The following is a 15,346-nucleotide window of genomic DNA, read 5'->3' as shown; positions in this document are numbered from 1 at the left end:
ATGGAGCCGCAATCCGTTCTCAGCCCGGACCCGGAGTCGGATGCCGAGCTCGCCTTCGAGGGCGCGCTGCGTCCGAAGTCTCTCGCCGAGTTCGTCGGGCAGTCGAAGGTGCGCGGACAGCTCGAGCTCCTGCTCCAGGCCGCGGCGATTCAGAGCCGCACTCCCGATCACATCCTGCTCGCGGGTCCGCCCGGGCTCGGCAAGACGACCCTCGCGATGATCATCGCGCAGGAGAGCGGGCGTCCCCTGCGGATGTCGAGCGGGCCGGCCATCCAGCACGCCGGCGACCTCGCCGCCGTGCTCTCCTCGCTCACTCCCGGTGAGGTGCTCTTCATCGACGAGATCCACCGGATGGCGCGGTCGGCGGAGGAAATGCTGTACCTCGCCATGGAGGACTTCCGCATCGACATCATGGTGGGCAAGGGCGCCGGGGCGACCTCGATCCCGCTCGACCTTGCGCCGTTCACCCTCGTCGGCGCGACGACCCGCGCCGGGCTCCTGCCCAATCCGCTGCGCGACCGCTTCGGCTTCACGGCCCACCTGGAGTTCTACGAGGAGGGCGAACTCGAGCAGGTCCTGACCCGCGCGGCGCGCCTTCTCGACCTGTCGGTGGACCGGGATGCTCTCGGCGAGATCGCGCGCCGATCGCGCGGTACGCCTCGAATCGCGAATCGACTCCTGCGCCGAGTACGCGACTATGCGCTCGTCAAGGGCACCGGTGCAGGCATGGACGCGGTGCATGCCGCCCTCGACCTGTACGACGTCGACGCGCTCGGTCTCGACCGCCTCGACCGGGCCGTCATGATGACGGTCCTGCGCCGGTTCGACGGCGGTCCCGTCGGCCTCAACACCCTCGCCGTGTCCGTCGGCGAGGAGGCGGAGACCATCGAGTCGGTGGTCGAGCCCTTCCTCGTTCGGATCGGCCTTCTCACCCGCACGCCGCGGGGTCGCGTCGCCACCCGCGACGCGTGGCGGCACTTCGAACTCGCTCCGCCCGCGGCGGGCTCCCCAGCTAATCCGGGCCTCTTCGGCGATGACCTATAATTCTTAGGCAGTCGCTCAGCTTCGCATCCGTAGACTGACGGCCACTCGGCCGCGCGGCCGCTCCTCCTCGGAAGGTAACCCATGGACCCGTTAACAATCGGGATGCTCGTCATCCTCGCTGTGCTGATCTTCTTCATGTTCCGCAACAGCCGCAAGCGCCGCCAGCAGGCCGAGGAGCTGCAGACCAAGATGGTCCCGGGCGCCCGAGTGATGACCAACTACGGCCTCTTCGGAACCCTCAAGGCGGTTGACGAGGTTGCCAACCAGGCCGAGCTCGAGATCAGCCCCGGAGTCGTCGTGACGGTGCACCGCCAGACGCTCGCGAAGGTCGTCGACGAGACCGCCGTCGAGCCGGGTGCTCCCCGCTCGGTCGAGGAGGCCATGGAGATCGCGAACCGCGAGCAGGCCGAGCGCGAGGCCGCGGAGGCGGCGGAAGCGACCGAGCCCGCCTACGGCGAACGCGTCGAGCCGGCGAAGAAGCCCCGTTCGACCAAGAAGACCGGCGAGTAACCACTAGCCTTGGGTGCTGGCCCTGCATTGCGGCAGGGCCAGCCGTTCCCGGTGCGCCCGCATCCGGGCTCCGAGCCGAAGAAAGCAGAGTTCGCAGTTGGCCAGATCAACTCCCGTGAAGAAGGCGTGGCGTTCGCTCGCGTGGCTCGGGGTCATCACCGTCGGACTCACGGCGCTTCTCGCGGGAGGCGTGCTCTTCAGCACTGCCACGTGGGCGCCGAAGCTCGCCCTCGACCTCGAGGGCGGCACGCAGATCATCCTCGCGCCGCGGCTCGAGAGCGGGCAGACCGTCACTCAGGAGCAGCTCGACCAGGCCGTCTCGATCATCCGTGACCGCATCGACGCCGCGGGCGTCGCCGAGGCCGAGGTCACCACGCAGGGCGGGCAGAACGTCGTCGTCTCGATTCCGGGCGAGCCGGACGCGCAGACCCTCGCGCGAATCCAGTCGTCGGCGAAGCTCGAGTTCCGCCCGGTGATCTACACGGATGTCGCGACCTCGTCGTCTGTCGACTCCACCTCGAGCCCGACGCCGGAGCCGACCGACTCGAGCAGTCCCACCCCCGAGCCGCTCGCGACGACCGCGACCGCGGCGCCGACGGACGCGAGCGACCCGAACTGGGTCAGCCCGGCGCTCTACGACGAGTACCTCAACTTCGACTGCTCGACGCTCGAGGACACCAACGCCAACGTCGCTCCCGCGGACGAGCCCCTCATCACGTGCGAGCAGGACGGCAGCTTCAAGTACATCCTCGGGCCCGTCGAGGTGTCCGGTGAGACGATCAGCGATGCCACGAGCGGCCTCGTTCCCAACTCCCAGGGCGTCAGCACGGGCGTGTGGGGTGTGTTCATCACGTTCAACGGCGAGGGCACGGAGCAGTTCGCGCAGGTCACGGAGCGGCTTTACGGATTCCCCGACACCGACCCGCGCAACCGCTTCGCCATCGTCCTCGACGGCGCGGTGATCTCCGCGCCCACGACCAACGCGATCATCACGGACGGCAAGCCCGTGATCAGCGGCAACTTCACGCAGGAGACCGCCAAGGTGCTCGCTGACCAACTGAAGTTCGGCGCGCTCCCCATCGGCTTCGAGGTGCAGTCCAACGAGACCATCTCCGCGACACTCGGCACGACGCAGCTCCAGAGCGGCATCATCGCCGGCCTCATCGGCCTCATCCTCGTCGTGATCTACTCGCTCTTCCAGTACCGGCTGCTCGGCACGGTCACGATCGCTTCGCTCGTCGTCGCGGCCGTCCTGACCTACCTCGTCATCGCGATCCTCTCGTGGCGCCAGGGCTACCGCCTGTCGCTGGCGGGGGTCGCGGGACTCATCGTCGCGATCGGTCTGACGGTCGACTCGTTCATCGTCTACTTCGAGCGGATCAGAGACGAGCTCCGCGACGGTCGCGCTCTCGAGGGCGCCGTCGAGGCCGGGTGGAAGCGGGCGCTTCGGACGATCTACTCCTCGAAGACGATCAACCTGCTGTCCGCGATCATCCTGTTCTTCCTCGCCGTCGGCAACGTGCGCGGTTTCGCGCTCACGCTCGGTATTACTGTCGTCATCGACGTCATCGTGGTGGTGCTCTTCACCCACCCGATGCTGCAGCTGCTCGCCGCGACGAAGTTCTTCTCGAGTGGGCATCCGGCGAGCGGACTGGATCCGAACGCACTCGGCGCTGTGTACCGCGGTCGTGCGCAGTTCCGCGAGCCGGTCGTCGCACCGAAATCGGGAGCGAGCCGTGAGGCGGCGAAGCGTCAGACCATCGCCGAGCGCAAGGCGGCCGAGCTCGACGCCGCCAGTACCCGCACCAAGGGGAAGGATTCCTGATGGCCGGCGCATTCGCCAAGTTCGGCAACGACCTCTACACGGGCGCTCGCTCGATCGACTTCGTCGGCAAGCGTCGAATGTGGTACTCGATCGCCGCGGTGCTGATCCTCGTCTCGATCATCGTCCCCATCCTCCGGGGCGGTTTCGTCTTCGGCATCGAGTTCCGGGGTGGCTCGGAGTTCGTGGTGTCCGAGGTTGCCGATGTCGAGGAGCAGCTCGCCACCGACGCCGTGAACAGCGTCGTCGCCGAGGCGAACCCGCGCGTCTCCGTCGTCGGATCGAACTCGATCCGCGTTCAGACCGAGCAGCTCACGCAGGAGGAGTCCGGCCAGGTCCGCGACGCCCTGGCCGCCGCCTACGACGTACCCGTATCGGATGTCGCCGCGTCCTTCATCGGCCCGACCTGGGGAGCGGACATCACGGGGGCCGCCATCCGGGCGCTCATCGTGTTCATCCTCGTGGCCGCGCTGTTCATGGCGCTCTACTTCCGTACCTGGAAGATGGCCCTCGCCGCGAACCTCTCGCTCTTCCACGTCATCATCATCACCGTGGGCGTGTACGGCATCTTCGGCTTCGAGATCACACCCGCAGCGGTCATCGGCTTCCTGACTATCCTCGGGTACGCCCTCTACGACACGGTCGTCGTCTTCGACAAGGTCCGAGAGAACACGGCCGAGGACGGGGACGAATCGAGGCGAACGTTCGCGGAGTCCGTGAACCTCGGTGTGAACCAGACGCTCGTGCGATCGATCAACACTGGTGTGGTGGCTGCCCTGCCCGTCGCATCCATCCTCTTCATCGGCGCGTATGTGCTCGGTGCGGGAACACTGCGCGACATCTCGCTCGCGCTCTTCATCGGCATCGTGGTCGGTACGTACTCGACGATCTTCATCGCTGCTCCGTTGTACTCGCAGTTGCGCGAAGGGGAGCCCGCGATCAAGGCGCACACGAAGAAGGTGCTCGCAGCTCGGGCGCTGAGCGGCGCGTCGGCGAAGTAGCCATGGACGACCTGCCCGAGATCGACGTCGACGCGGCTATCGCCGCCGTCGAGAAGGGCGCCGTGCTCGTCGACGTCCGCGAGCAGCACGAGTGGGATTCCGGCCACGCGCCGAGTGCAATCCTGCTGCCCCTCTCGGAGATCGGCAATCGGCTCGATGACGTCCCCGAGGGCGAGATCCTCGTCATCTGCCACAGCGGTATGCGGTCTGCGCGCGTCACCGCCGCGCTCCTCGAGCTCGGCCACGAGGCAGTCAACGTCGCGGGGGGCATGGTCGCGTGGCAGGCTGCGGGGGGCCCCGTCGTCACCGCGGATGCTCGATAGACCCGATTTAGAATTGAATCGGGAGGAGCACGAATGACCGAGACTCAGTCGACCGCCTCCCTGCGCACGCTCTTGCCACGGCTGTTCTCCCGGGCCCAGCCGGCGGGGGCCGTCGATCGCTTGATCAAGACCGTGCGGATGCACCACCCCAAGGCCGACGTCGCCCTCATCGAGCGCGCCTACACCGCCGCAGAGCGCGCGCACCGCGGTCAGCTGCGCAAGAGCGGCGAACCGTACATCACGCATCCCGTCGCGGTCGCGCAGATCCTCGCTGATCTCGGCATCGGTTCCAAGACGGTGGCGGCGGCGCTGCTGCACGACACCGTCGAGGACACCGACTACTCGCTCGACCTGCTCCGTCGCGACTTCGGAGACGAGATCGCGATGCTCGTCGATGGCGTCACCAAGCTCGACAAACTCAAGTACGGCGACAGCGCCCAGGCCGAGACCGTGCGGAAGATGGTCGTGGCGATGTCCAAGGACATTCGCGTGCTCGTGATCAAGCTTGCGGACCGGCTGCACAACGCGCGGACGTGGGGGTTCGTCGAGGAGGCATCCGCGACTCGTAAGGCGACCGAGACGCTCGAGATCTACGCCCCATTGGCGCATCGGCTCGGGATCCAGGCCATCAAGCTCGAGCTCGAGGACCTGTCGTTCGCCGTACTCCACCCGAAGCTCTACGTCGAGATCGAGAGCCTCGTGACGAAGCGCACTCCGCAGCGCGAGCAGTTCATGCAGCAGGTCATCGACGCGGTCAATGACGACCTCAAGGCGTCGAAGATCAAGGGAACCGTGGCGGGTCGGCCGAAGCAGTACTACTCGATCTACCAGAAGATGATCGTGCGTGGCCGCGACTTCGACGAGATCTACGACCTGGTGGGCATCCGCGTGCTCGTCAATTCCGTTCGCGACTGCTACGCCGTCCTCGGCTCGATCCACGCGCGGTGGAACCCGATTCCCGGTCGCTTCAAGGACTACATCGCCACGCCGAAGTTCAACCTCTACCAATCGCTGCACACGACCGTGATCGGTCCTCAGGGCAAGGCGGTCGAGATCCAGATCCGCACCCACGAGATGCACCAGCGGGCCGAGTTCGGAGTCGCCGCGCACTGGAAGTACAAGGAGCGTGTCGCCGGCGGCAAAGGGGACGACGGCGCCACGACATCTGTCGATACCGACATGGCGTGGCTCGCCCACATCACCGACTGGCAAGCCGAGACGGAGGACCCGGGGGAGTTCCTCGACAGCCTGCGCTTCGAGATCGGTGCGAAGGAGGTCTACGTCTTCACGCCTCAGGGCAAGGTGATCGGCCTCCCCGCAGGCGCTACGCCCGTAGATTTTGCCTACGCCGTCCACACCGAGGTCGGGCACCGCACGATGGGCGCGAAGGTCAATGGTCGGCTCGTTCCGCTCGAGTCCACTCTCCAGAGCGGGGATTCGGTGGAGGTCTTCACGTCGAAGAACCCCGATGCGGCACCCAGCCAGGACTGGCTCAACTTCGTCAAGAGCACTCGCGCCCGCAACAAGATCCGGGCGTGGTTCACGAAGGAGCGCCGCGACGAGGCGATCGAGCAGGGCAAGGATGCGATCGCGCGAGCGATGCGCAAGCAGAACCTTCCCCTCCAGAAGCTCATGAGCCAGGACTCGTTTGCCGCCGTCGCTGCTCAGATGCGCTACGACGACGTCTCGGCGCTCTATGCGGCGGTCGGCGAGGGGCACATCTCCACGCAGTCGGTCATCGAGAAGGTCGTCGCCTCGCTGCACACCGAGGCGGAGAACGAGGACGACCTCACGTTCGTCCCCAAGGCTCGGAGCCGGGCGCTCAAGAACAGCGACTCGGGGGTCCTCGTGCGCGGCGCCCCCGACATCCTCGTCAAGCTCGCCAAGTGCTGCACGCCGGTTCCGGGGGATGACATCGTGGGCTTCGTCACCCGCGGCGCGGGCGTGTCCGTGCACCGGCAGGACTGCAACAACGTCAAGACGTTGCTCCAGGAACCGGAGCGGATGATCGACGTGGAGTGGGCGCCCAACTCGAAGACGGTGTTCCTCGTGCAGATCCAGGTGGAGGCGCTCGACCGCTCTGGCCTGCTCTCGGACGTGACCCGTGTCCTCAGCGAGAACCACGTCAACATCCTCTCCGCGACCGTCTCGACGTCGAGCGAGCGCCTCGCGCTCAGCCGCTTCGTCTTCGAGATGGGCGACACCACCCACCTCGACCGCGTGCTCAACGCGGTGCGCCGGATCGACGCCGTCTACGACGTCTACCGGGTCAACTCGGGCTGATCCCCAGTCGGGCCATCGCCCGGTTCTTGTGCGGGAGCTTCGTGCGCTCGAGGTCCTCCCGCACAGCTCCGGGGTCGTCGGCGAGGGCGGAGAGCCGTTCGGCGATCGACTGCTCGAGCGGGCCCCACTCGGGCTGGAATCGCGCCAGGTCGGCGAGCGTACGCGCGGGTGTCGTGACGGCCAGGTCGCCGACCATCGCGATGTCCATGGGGGAGAGAACCACCTCACGCAGCTCGAGCCACGGCCGCACCTGGTGCGAGACCCGGGCACCGAGATCGGTGCAGAACTGGTGGGGCGTCGGCGCCTCGTCGCGCGCACCCCAGATCCACGCGGCGGTCATCCGCTCCGCGATCATCCGCTCGTGCATGCCGTGCGCGGCCGCGATGGCCCGGATGCCCGTGCCGTCCGGTTGGTCGACCGGGGTGTAGCACGACCCGACCCGGACGAGCACGCCGTCGCACCGGAGGGCGCTCAGCTCGGCGAGGGGGAGATCATCGGTGGAGAGCACAGCGGGGAGTCGGGCCATGAGCCCATGCTCGTCGGCGTCGCCCGATGGCGATCGCTGTCGATCGTTATCGGTGGATAACTCTGGGCCGGCGCTAGTTGGAGAGGGCGCCGAGCCACGCGCGGCGAGCGTCGAGCGCTTCCTGCGCCGCGGCGATCTTCTTCTTGTCTCCGGAGGCCTTGGCGTCATCGAGTTCGCGCTCGAGCTTGGCGATGGCCTCGTTGAGCTGGCCCAGGAAGCCCTGCTCGCGCTCCTGCCGCTCCGGGTTGGTCCGGTTCCAGTGCTCCTCGTCGAGCTTCCGGACGGCCGCCTCGACCTTGCGGAGCCGGTCCTCGATGACGCGCACCTGATCGCGCGGCACCTTGCCGATCGCATCCCACCGGGTCTGTATCTTCAGCAGGGCGTCCTTGGCCTTGGCCCGATCGGTCTCGGTCAGCAGGGGTTCGGCCTCGGCGAGCAGCTCGAGCTTGAGTGCCAGGTTCGCCTCGAACTCGACATTGTCGCGAGCGTCGATCTCCGACTTCGCGGCGTAGATCGCGTCCCCGGCGGCCTTGAACTTGGCCCACAGGCTGTCGTCGACCTTCTTGCCGGCCCGACCCGCGCGCTTCCACTCGTCGAGCAGGGAGCGGTAGGCGCCGATGCCGTCCGCACCCTGCGGGACCAGCGCTTCGGCTCGTTCGACGAGGCGCTGCTTCGCGGCGCGCGCATCGCGGTGCACGCTGTCCAACTCGGCGAAGAACGCCTTGCGGTGGGTGTCGATGGTGGTGCGCGCCGCGCGGAACCGCTTCCACAGTTCGTTGGCCTCGTTCTTCGGGAGGCGAGGTCCCTCCGCCTGGTGCTTCTGCCAGCGGGCGAAGATGTCGTCGATGGCGGCGGTGACCTGCTTCCACTGCGCCTTCGCAGGATCCTGGGCGGCGAGCTTCTCCGCTTCGGCAACGAGGGCTTCGCGCTCGACGAGTGCCGCGGCGACAGCGGCGCGCGCCTCCTCGGACTGCTTCTCGGTGAGCTCCGACACGGTCCCGCCGAGGGCCTCAAGGCGGCGTTGGAGGGAAGCGAGGTCACCGACGGCATTCGCGCCCGCGATGCTCGAAGACAAGGACGAGACCGTCTTGGCGATGTCGGCCGCGGGAGCGCCGCGACGGGCGCGTTGCTCGAGGAGGGTGACCTGGCCGGCGAGCTCGGTGTACTTGCGCTCGAAGTAGGCGAGGGCCTCCTCGGGCGTGCCATCCGGGTACTGGCCGACGGCGCGCTCGCCCTCCGCCTCGCGGACGAAGACCGTCCCGGTCTCGTCGACACGACCCCACGGAGCCTGTTCGTCTGTCACGTCAATCCCTCGCCTGCGCTGTGTGCCCGTTCGGACGCTTCGGGCGGTCACCAGCTTAGGGCACCCTCCTCGGCGTCGGCCGGGTGTTACTGGATCGTGAAGCTCGTGATCGTCGTGGGAACGACGGGGGCGCCATCGCTCGCGCCGTCGACGGCACCCGCGTCCGCGATCTTCGACACGAGGTCGTCGAGCCCCGACGTCACCTGGCCCACGACCGTGTAGCCGCCCGCGCTGTCCGCAGGCAGGGTGGTGTCCTGGAAGACGATGAAGAACTGTCGACCGTTGCTGTAGGCGTCGTTGCCGGCCCGGGCCATCGCGATCGTCCCGGCGGGGTACAGACCGTCCGCAGGGGCGTTCTCGATGGGCCCGTAGCTGTAGCTGGGGTCCGTGGCGCCGGTGCCGTCGAGGGAACCGCACTGGATGAGCCCTGCGGTGCCGGTCACGAGTCGGTGGCAGGTCTTGTCGACGTAGTACCCGGTGAGGGAGTCGGCGAGGATCGACGACACCGCTTGCGGTGCGAGGGCGGCGTCGAGCGTCACGCCGAGGGTGACGTCGCCGTTGAGCACCAGGGTCCCCGTGTAGGTCTTGCCCTCGGCGAAACCCGGCTCGGGGACGTTGCCGACGTTCTGCCCCTCCGGTGCCAGGGTCTCCGACGCCGAGGGGACCGGCGTCGGTGTACCGGGGCCGCCGTTGAAATAGAAGAGCTGGAGGCCGGTTGCGGCCGCGGCGACCGCGACCACGCCGATGATCGCGATGATGTTGTCGCGACGGCGGCGGGTGAGCCGGTTCTCGTGGACAGCCTGGCGTGCGTTGTACCGGCGCAGGCGCTCCCGAGCCTCGCGTGCCTCGCGCTCGGTGTTCTTGCTGGGTGCCACGGTGCTCCTCGAGAAACGATGGTGGGGTCAGTGAACCCTACGACGAGGGCCGGGCAGCGGGCAAAACGCTGACGGCGGTCCGGATTACGATGGCGGCATGGATGCTCAGCCGGGCCTGAACTCGGGCGCGACCCCGCTGGCCGTCCGGATGCGACCGCGCACGCTCGACGAGGTGGTCGGTCAGAAGCACCTCCTCACCCCGGGCTCGCCGCTCGTGGCGCTCGCCCGCAGCACGGCGGGCGAGCAGAGCTCGGTCTCGATCATCCTCTGGGGGCCGCCGGGAACCGGCAAGACGACCCTCGCGAAGGCGATTGCGCAGAGCTCGGGCCGGAAGTTCGTCGAGCTGTCGGCGGTCACGGCCGGCGTTCGCGACGTGCGCCAGGTGATGGAGGAGGCCCTCTCGGCGCGCGACCTCTACGGGCTGTCCACGGTCCTGTTCCTGGACGAGATCCACCGGTTCACGAAGGCCCAGCAGGACGCCCTGCTGCCCGGCGTCGAGAACGGGTGGGTCATCCTCGTCGCGGCGACGACCGAGAACCCCTCCTTCTCGGTCATCTCCCCGCTCCTGTCGCGGTCCCTGCTGCTCACCCTCGAACCGCTGAGCGACGACGATCTCGGCGAGCTCGTCGATCGTGCCCTCGTCGATGAGCGCGGGCTCCGCGGAGCGGTGGAGCTCTCGGCTGACGCCCGCGCGGCGATCGTGCGGCTCGCCTCCGGCGATGCGCGCCGCGCACTCACCGCCCTTGAGGCGTCGGCCTATGCTGCCGCAGCGGCGGCGGAGGGTCCGGCGCTTCCTGTCGTGACGCCCGAGATCGTGGCCTCCGCCGTCGATCGCGCGCTCCTGAGGTACGACCGCCAGGGCGACGAGCACTACGACGTCATCAGTGCCTTCATCAAGTCGGTGCGAGGCTCCGACGTCGATGCCGCGCTGCACTACCTCGCCCGGATGATCGAGGCGGGGGAGGACCCGCGGTTCATCGCGCGCCGGGTGATCATCAGCGCGGCGGAGGATGTCGGGATGGCCGACCCACAAGCGCTGCTCGTCGCGACGGCCGCCGCTGACGCCGTCCAGTTCATCGGGATGCCGGAGGGGCGCATCCCGCTCGCGGAAGCGGTCGTCTACCTCGCGACGGCCCCCAAGTCGAACGCAGCCTATGTCGCCCTGGATGCCGCGATCGCCGACGTCCGAGCGGGACGCATCGGGCGCGTGCCGAAGCACTTGCGCGACGCGCACTATCCGGGGGCGAAGCGTCTCGGCCACGGCAAGGGCTACGTGTACTCCCACGACGCGGAGTTCGGCGTGGCTCGCCAGCAGTACCTTCCCGATGAACTCGTGGGCACCGAGTACTACTCACCGAGCAGCAATGGGAACGAGCGCGACGTCGCCGCTCGCCTGGAGAAGCTGCGTGCGATCATCCGCGGCACCTGACGGGCCGCTGTTCTGGTAAAGTAGTCGGGTTCGGCTGGACGCCGGACACATCCCCTTCCTCGAAGCAGTGCTCCCGGCGCGCCCCGACGTGCGTGTCCGATCAGGAGAGAGGCCGGATGCACGTCCGTGAGCCGCGATCGCCGCGGCCACGTAGCGAAAGGCTCCACCATGCCCACGAAGTCCCAGGACCGCCGCAAGGTCCGTCTCTCCCGCGCTCTCGGCATCGCCCTCACCCCGAAGGCGGCCAAGTACCTCGAGAAGCGCCCCTACGCTCCCGGCGAGCACGGCCGCACCAAGCGCAAGGCCGACAGCGACTACGCCGTGCGCCTCCGCGAGAAGCAGCGCCTGCGCGAGCAGTACGGCATCCGCGAGAAGCAGCTGCGCATCCAGTTCGAGGAGGCGCGCAAGACGGCGGGCCTGACCGGTGAGAACCTCGTCGAGCAGCTCGAGATGCGTCTGGACGCCCTCGTGCTCCGTGCCGGGTTCGCCCGCACGACCGCGCAGGCGCGCCAGCTCGTCGTGCACCGCCACATCCTCGTCGACGGCAAGCTCGTCGACCGCCCGTCCTTCCGCGTGAAGCCGGGTCAGCTCATCCATGTCAAGGAGCGCAGCGAGGGCCTCGAGGTCTTCCAGGTCGCCGCCGCCGGCGGTCACGCCGACGTCCTCCCCAAGGTCCCGGCCTACCTCGAGGTCGAGCTGGACAAGCTCCAGGCCCGCCTGGTTCGTCGTCCGAAGCGTGCCGAGGTCCCCGTGACCTGCGAAGTGCAGCTCGTCGTCGAGTACTACGCGGCGCGCTAGTACCGCATTTCGCTCTACGCTGGAGCGGGTCATCCGATCGGGTGGCCCGCTTCGCTGTTTCCAGGAGGACTCCCATGACGGGTGGTGACATCGCCGGGCTCATCGCTGCCGGCATCTTCGCGGTTCTCGTCGGGCTCCTCGCCGTGCCGTTGGTCAAGCTCGGCCGAGTATTCGATGAGACGAGCACCGCCATCCGCGGGCTCAGCGAGAATGTGACCCCGCTGCTCGAAGAGGCGACGACGACGATCAGCGAGACGAACAAGCAACTCGCTCGCGTCGATGCGATCACGAGCAGTGTCGAGGAGGCCACCAGCAATGTCTCTTCGCTCGTCGCGCTCTTCGCGGCTACCGTCGGCGGACCGCTCATCAAGATCGCCGGGTTCTCGGCGGGGGTTCGCGCGGCGATCGTCGGACTGCGGCAGGGCCGGAGGTCCGCCGCGCCGACGAAGTAAGCTGGAGGCCTCAGCTTTCCCGCACGAACTCTAGGAGCAGTCATGAAGGGCCTTCTTCTGCTGGTGGCCGGCGTCGCCATCGGATTCGTCGTCGCTCACCAGGTCGCCAAGACGCCCGAGGGCAAGCGCTTCTTCGAGGATGTCGACTCGAAGGCGCGCGAGTTCGGTGCGGCCGTCGTCGACGGGTACAAGGCTCGCGAAGCCGAGCTGCGCGCCGCCGTGGCCGAGGCCGAGGAAGCGATCGCCGACCTCACGCGCTCGCGCTAGACCCGCTCGACCGTTCATCCCGGGGTTCTCCCCGCCGTTACCGACCCCAGGAATTCATGCAGACCGCTGACATCCAGAACCGCTGGCTGACCTTCTTCGGGGACCGCGGGCACACCGTCGTCCCCTCCGCCTCGCTCGTGAGCGACGACCCGACGCTGCTGTTCACCGTTGCCGGCATGGTGCCGTTCGTCCCCTATCTCACCGGGCTGGTCCCGGCGCCCTTCCCCCGCGCGACGAGCGTGCAGAAGTGCATCCGCACTCTCGACATCGAGGAGGTCGGCAAGACGCCTCGGCACGGCACGTTCTTCCAGATGAACGGCAACTTCTCGTTCGGCGACTACTTCAAGGAAGGCGCGATCACCTACGCCTGGGAGCTTCTCACTAGCGAGGAGTCGAAGGGCGGCCTGGGGTTCGATGAGAAGGACCTGTGGGTCACCGTCTACAAGGACGATGACGAGGCGATCGAGCTCTGGAAGAAGGTCGCGGGCCTGAAGGACGAGCGAATCCAGCGCCTCGACAAGGACACGAACTACTGGTCGACGGGCCAGCCCGGCCCTGCGGGCCCCTGCTCGGAGATCTTCTTCGACCGCGGGCCGAAGTACGGCATCGACGGAGGCCCCGCGACGGACGACGACCGGTACGTCGAGATCTGGAACCTCGTCTTCATGCAGTACCTCCGCGGAGAGGGCAGCGGCAAGGAGTTCGAGATCCTCGGCGAGCTCCCGAAGAAGAACATCGACACCGGCATGGGCATGGAGCGCGTCGCGTTCATCAAGCAGGGCGTCGAGAACATGTACGAGATCGACCAGGTCCGGCCGGTGCTCGACAAGGCGGCCGAGCTCTCCGGGCGGCGGTACGGCCACAACCACGACGACGACGTGCGGATGCGCGTCATCGCCGACCACGTCCGCTCGAGCCTCATGCTGATGTCGGACGGGGTCACCCCGAGCAACGAGGGCCGCGGATACATCCTGCGTCGACTGCTGCGGCGCAGCGTGCGTGCCATGCGCCTGCTGGGCGTCGAAGACCCTACCTTCGCCGAGCTGTTCCCGGCGTCGCGCGACGCGATGAAGGCCCAGTACCCGGAGGTCTCCACCGAGTTCGACCGCATCTCGCGGCTCGCGCTCGGGGAGGAGGAGACCTTCCTGCGCACCCTCGCGAGCGGCACGAGCATCCTGGATGTCGCGGTCTCCCGCTCGCAGCAGGCGGGCTCCACGGAGCTCCCGAGCGACACGGCGTTCCTGCTCCACGACACCTACGGCTTCCCGATCGACCTCACTCTGGAGATCGCGGAGGAGGCGGGACTGTCGGTGGACCGCGACGCCTTCGATTCGCTCATGCAGCGCCAGCGCACCCTCGCCAAGGAGGACGCGAAGTCCAAGAAGCAGCACCTCGCGGACCTCTCCGTGTACAGCGCGTTCCGCGCGCAGGGCGAGACGGTGTTCACCGGCTACGAGTACCTCACGACGGACAGCACGATTCTCGGCATCATCGTCAATGGCGAGTCGGTAACGAAAGCGGTTGCGGGCGATATCGCGGAGGTCATCCTGGCCGAGACGTCGCTCTACGCCGAGTCCGGCGGCCAGGAGGCCGACGCGGGCACCATCGTCGGCAGCGGTTTCGAGCTCGAGGTGCTCGACGTCCAGAAGCCGGTGAAGGGGCTCATCAGCCACAAGGTGCAGGTCACCTCGGGCGAAGTGGGAGTCGGGGATGCCGCGACGACGCTCGTCGACCCGGAGTGGCGGCGTGGCGCGACCCAAGCCCACTCGGCGACGCACCTCATCCACGCGGCACTGCGCCAGATCCTCGGCCCGCAGGCGCACCAGTCCGGCTCGTACAACAAGGCCGGCTACATGCGCCTCGACTTCTCGTGGAACGAGGCGCTCTCGCCGGCGACGCGATCCGAGGTGGAAGAAGTCGCCAACAACGCCGTTCGGGACAACCTCGAGGTGACGACGCGGCTGATGGCGCTCGACGATGCCAAGGCGCTCGGCGCCATGGCGCTCTTCGGCGAGAAGTACGGCGACACGGTTCGAGTCGTCGAGATCGGGGGACCCTGGTCGCTCGAGCTGTGCGCGGGCACGCACGTGGGCCGCTCGTCCGAGGTCGGCCTCATCAGCGTGGTGGGGGAGTCGTCCGTCGGAGCCACCAACCGGCGCATCGAGTCCCTCGTCGGACTCGACGCCTTCAAGGACCTCGCGACCGAGCGGGCGATCGTCTCTCAGCTCACGTCGACGCTCAAGACCCCGCGAGAGCAGCTGCCTGACCGAATCGCGGAGCTCATGGCGAGCCTCAAGGCCGCGGAGCGCACGATCGCCCAGTACGAGCAGGCCCAGCTGTCGCAGCGCATCCCCGCGCTCGTCGCCAACCAGCGTTCGGTCGGCGACCTCGTCGCCGTCGTCGAGAACGTCGGTTCCGTCGGCTCGGGCGACGACCTGCGCTCTCTCGTGCTCGCGGTTCGCGACCGGCTCGGCTCGGCCCCGAGTCTGGTGGCTCTCGCCGCCGAGGTCGGCGGGAAGCCGGCCGTCATCGTCGCGACCAACGACGCGTCGAGGGCGGCGGGAGTGAAGGCGGGAGCGCTCGCGAAGGCGGCTGCTGCGGTGCTCGGCGGCGGCGGCGGCGGCAAGGACGACATCGCTCAGGGCGGTGGTGCAGATGTCGCGGCGATCCCCGCTGCACTCGACGCGCTCGTGAGCGCGGTCTCGAGCTGAGC

The 15,346-nt window shown here is 68.0% G+C and carries 14 protein-coding genes; 11 read left to right on the top strand and 3 right to left on the bottom strand.

Annotated features, from left to right (window positions below; translation table 11 throughout):
- The 6 genes from ruvB (at nucleotide 1) to Q5716_RS07355 (ending at nucleotide 6,983) form a co-directional block, all read left to right on the top strand.
- Entirely contained in the window at nucleotides 1–1,044 is a 1,044-nt protein-coding gene (ruvB, locus tag Q5716_RS07380; RefSeq protein ID WP_305002435.1) for a Holliday junction branch migration DNA helicase RuvB, read from the top strand.
- Between the two features lie 81 nt (nucleotides 1,045–1,125).
- Nucleotides 1,126–1,554, top strand: a complete 429-nt coding sequence (yajC, locus tag Q5716_RS07375) for a preprotein translocase subunit YajC (protein ID WP_305002434.1) — start codon at nucleotides 1,126–1,128, stop codon at nucleotides 1,552–1,554.
- Between the two features lie 97 nt (nucleotides 1,555–1,651).
- Nucleotides 1,652–3,379, top strand: a complete 1,728-nt coding sequence (secD, locus tag Q5716_RS07370; protein ID WP_305002433.1) for a protein translocase subunit SecD — start codon at nucleotides 1,652–1,654, stop codon at nucleotides 3,377–3,379.
- Nucleotides 3,379–4,377 (top strand): protein translocase subunit SecF, encoded by a 999-nt coding sequence (secF, locus tag Q5716_RS07365; RefSeq protein WP_305002432.1) that lies wholly within the window; start codon nucleotides 3,379–3,381, stop codon nucleotides 4,375–4,377. Before secD ends, secF begins: the two co-directional genes overlap by 1 nt.
- Before the next feature lie 2 nt (nucleotides 4,378–4,379).
- Nucleotides 4,380–4,700, top strand: coding sequence for a rhodanese-like domain-containing protein (locus Q5716_RS07360; RefSeq protein ID WP_305002431.1), 321 nt, complete (start codon nucleotides 4,380–4,382; stop codon nucleotides 4,698–4,700).
- Nucleotides 4,701–4,733: 33 nt separating this feature from the next.
- Nucleotides 4,734–6,983, top strand: a complete 2,250-nt coding sequence (locus Q5716_RS07355) for a RelA/SpoT family protein (RefSeq protein WP_305002430.1) — start codon at nucleotides 4,734–4,736, stop codon at nucleotides 6,981–6,983.
- Here Q5716_RS07355 and Q5716_RS07350 read toward each other — a convergent pair.
- The 3 genes from Q5716_RS07350 to Q5716_RS07340 all read right to left on the bottom strand — a co-directional run bounded on the left by Q5716_RS07350 (nucleotide 6,970) and on the right by Q5716_RS07340 (nucleotide 9,687).
- Nucleotides 6,970–7,509 carry a type IV toxin-antitoxin system AbiEi family antitoxin gene (locus Q5716_RS07350; protein ID WP_305002429.1) on the bottom strand — a complete coding sequence of 180 codons (540 nt, stop codon included), beginning with the start codon at nucleotides 7,507–7,509 and terminating at the stop codon, nucleotides 6,970–6,972. The two genes, Q5716_RS07355 and Q5716_RS07350, sit on opposite strands and share 14 nt — an antisense overlap.
- 73 nt (nucleotides 7,510–7,582) lie before the next feature.
- The gene (locus tag Q5716_RS07345; protein WP_305002428.1) at nucleotides 7,583–8,812 is read right to left on the bottom strand and encodes a DUF349 domain-containing protein; all 1,230 of its coding nucleotides are present in this window, start codon (nucleotides 8,810–8,812) and stop codon (nucleotides 7,583–7,585) included.
- Between the two features lie 86 nt (nucleotides 8,813–8,898).
- On the bottom strand, nucleotides 8,899–9,687 hold the full coding sequence (locus tag Q5716_RS07340; RefSeq protein ID WP_305002427.1) for a peptidylprolyl isomerase: 789 nt from the start codon (nucleotides 9,685–9,687) through the stop codon (nucleotides 8,899–8,901).
- A gap of 97 nt (nucleotides 9,688–9,784) precedes the next feature.
- On the opposite strand from Q5716_RS07340, the gene Q5716_RS07335 reads away from it, so the two are divergent.
- The 5 genes from Q5716_RS07335 (at nucleotide 9,785) to alaS (ending at nucleotide 15,344) form a co-directional block, all read left to right on the top strand.
- Nucleotides 9,785–11,116, top strand: a complete 1,332-nt coding sequence (locus Q5716_RS07335; RefSeq protein ID WP_305002426.1) for a replication-associated recombination protein A — start codon at nucleotides 9,785–9,787, stop codon at nucleotides 11,114–11,116.
- Between the two features lie 168 nt (nucleotides 11,117–11,284).
- Nucleotides 11,285–11,914: a 30S ribosomal protein S4 gene (gene rpsD, locus Q5716_RS07330; RefSeq protein WP_305002425.1), complete on the top strand. Its 630-nt coding sequence runs from the start codon at nucleotides 11,285–11,287 to the stop codon at nucleotides 11,912–11,914.
- 74 nt (nucleotides 11,915–11,988) lie between these two features.
- Entirely contained in the window at nucleotides 11,989–12,366 is a 378-nt protein-coding gene (locus Q5716_RS07325; protein WP_305002424.1) for a DUF948 domain-containing protein, read from the top strand.
- Between the two features lie 42 nt (nucleotides 12,367–12,408).
- The gene (locus Q5716_RS07320; RefSeq protein WP_305002423.1) at nucleotides 12,409–12,633 is read left to right on the top strand and encodes a hypothetical protein; all 225 of its coding nucleotides are present in this window, start codon (nucleotides 12,409–12,411) and stop codon (nucleotides 12,631–12,633) included.
- Between the two features lie 56 nt (nucleotides 12,634–12,689).
- A complete protein-coding gene (gene alaS, locus Q5716_RS07315; RefSeq protein ID WP_305002422.1) occupies nucleotides 12,690–15,344 on the top strand; it encodes an alanine--tRNA ligase in 2,655 nt (884 codons plus the stop codon).
- Nucleotides 15,345–15,346: the final 2 nt, after the last annotated feature.

Source organism: Antiquaquibacter soli (assembly GCF_030580675.1).
Taxonomy (GTDB): Bacteria; Actinomycetota; Actinomycetes; order Actinomycetales; family Microbacteriaceae; genus Rhodoglobus; species Rhodoglobus soli.
The sequence above is the reverse complement of the archived record's forward strand: the minus strand, read 5'-3'. Positions and strand labels throughout refer to the sequence as shown.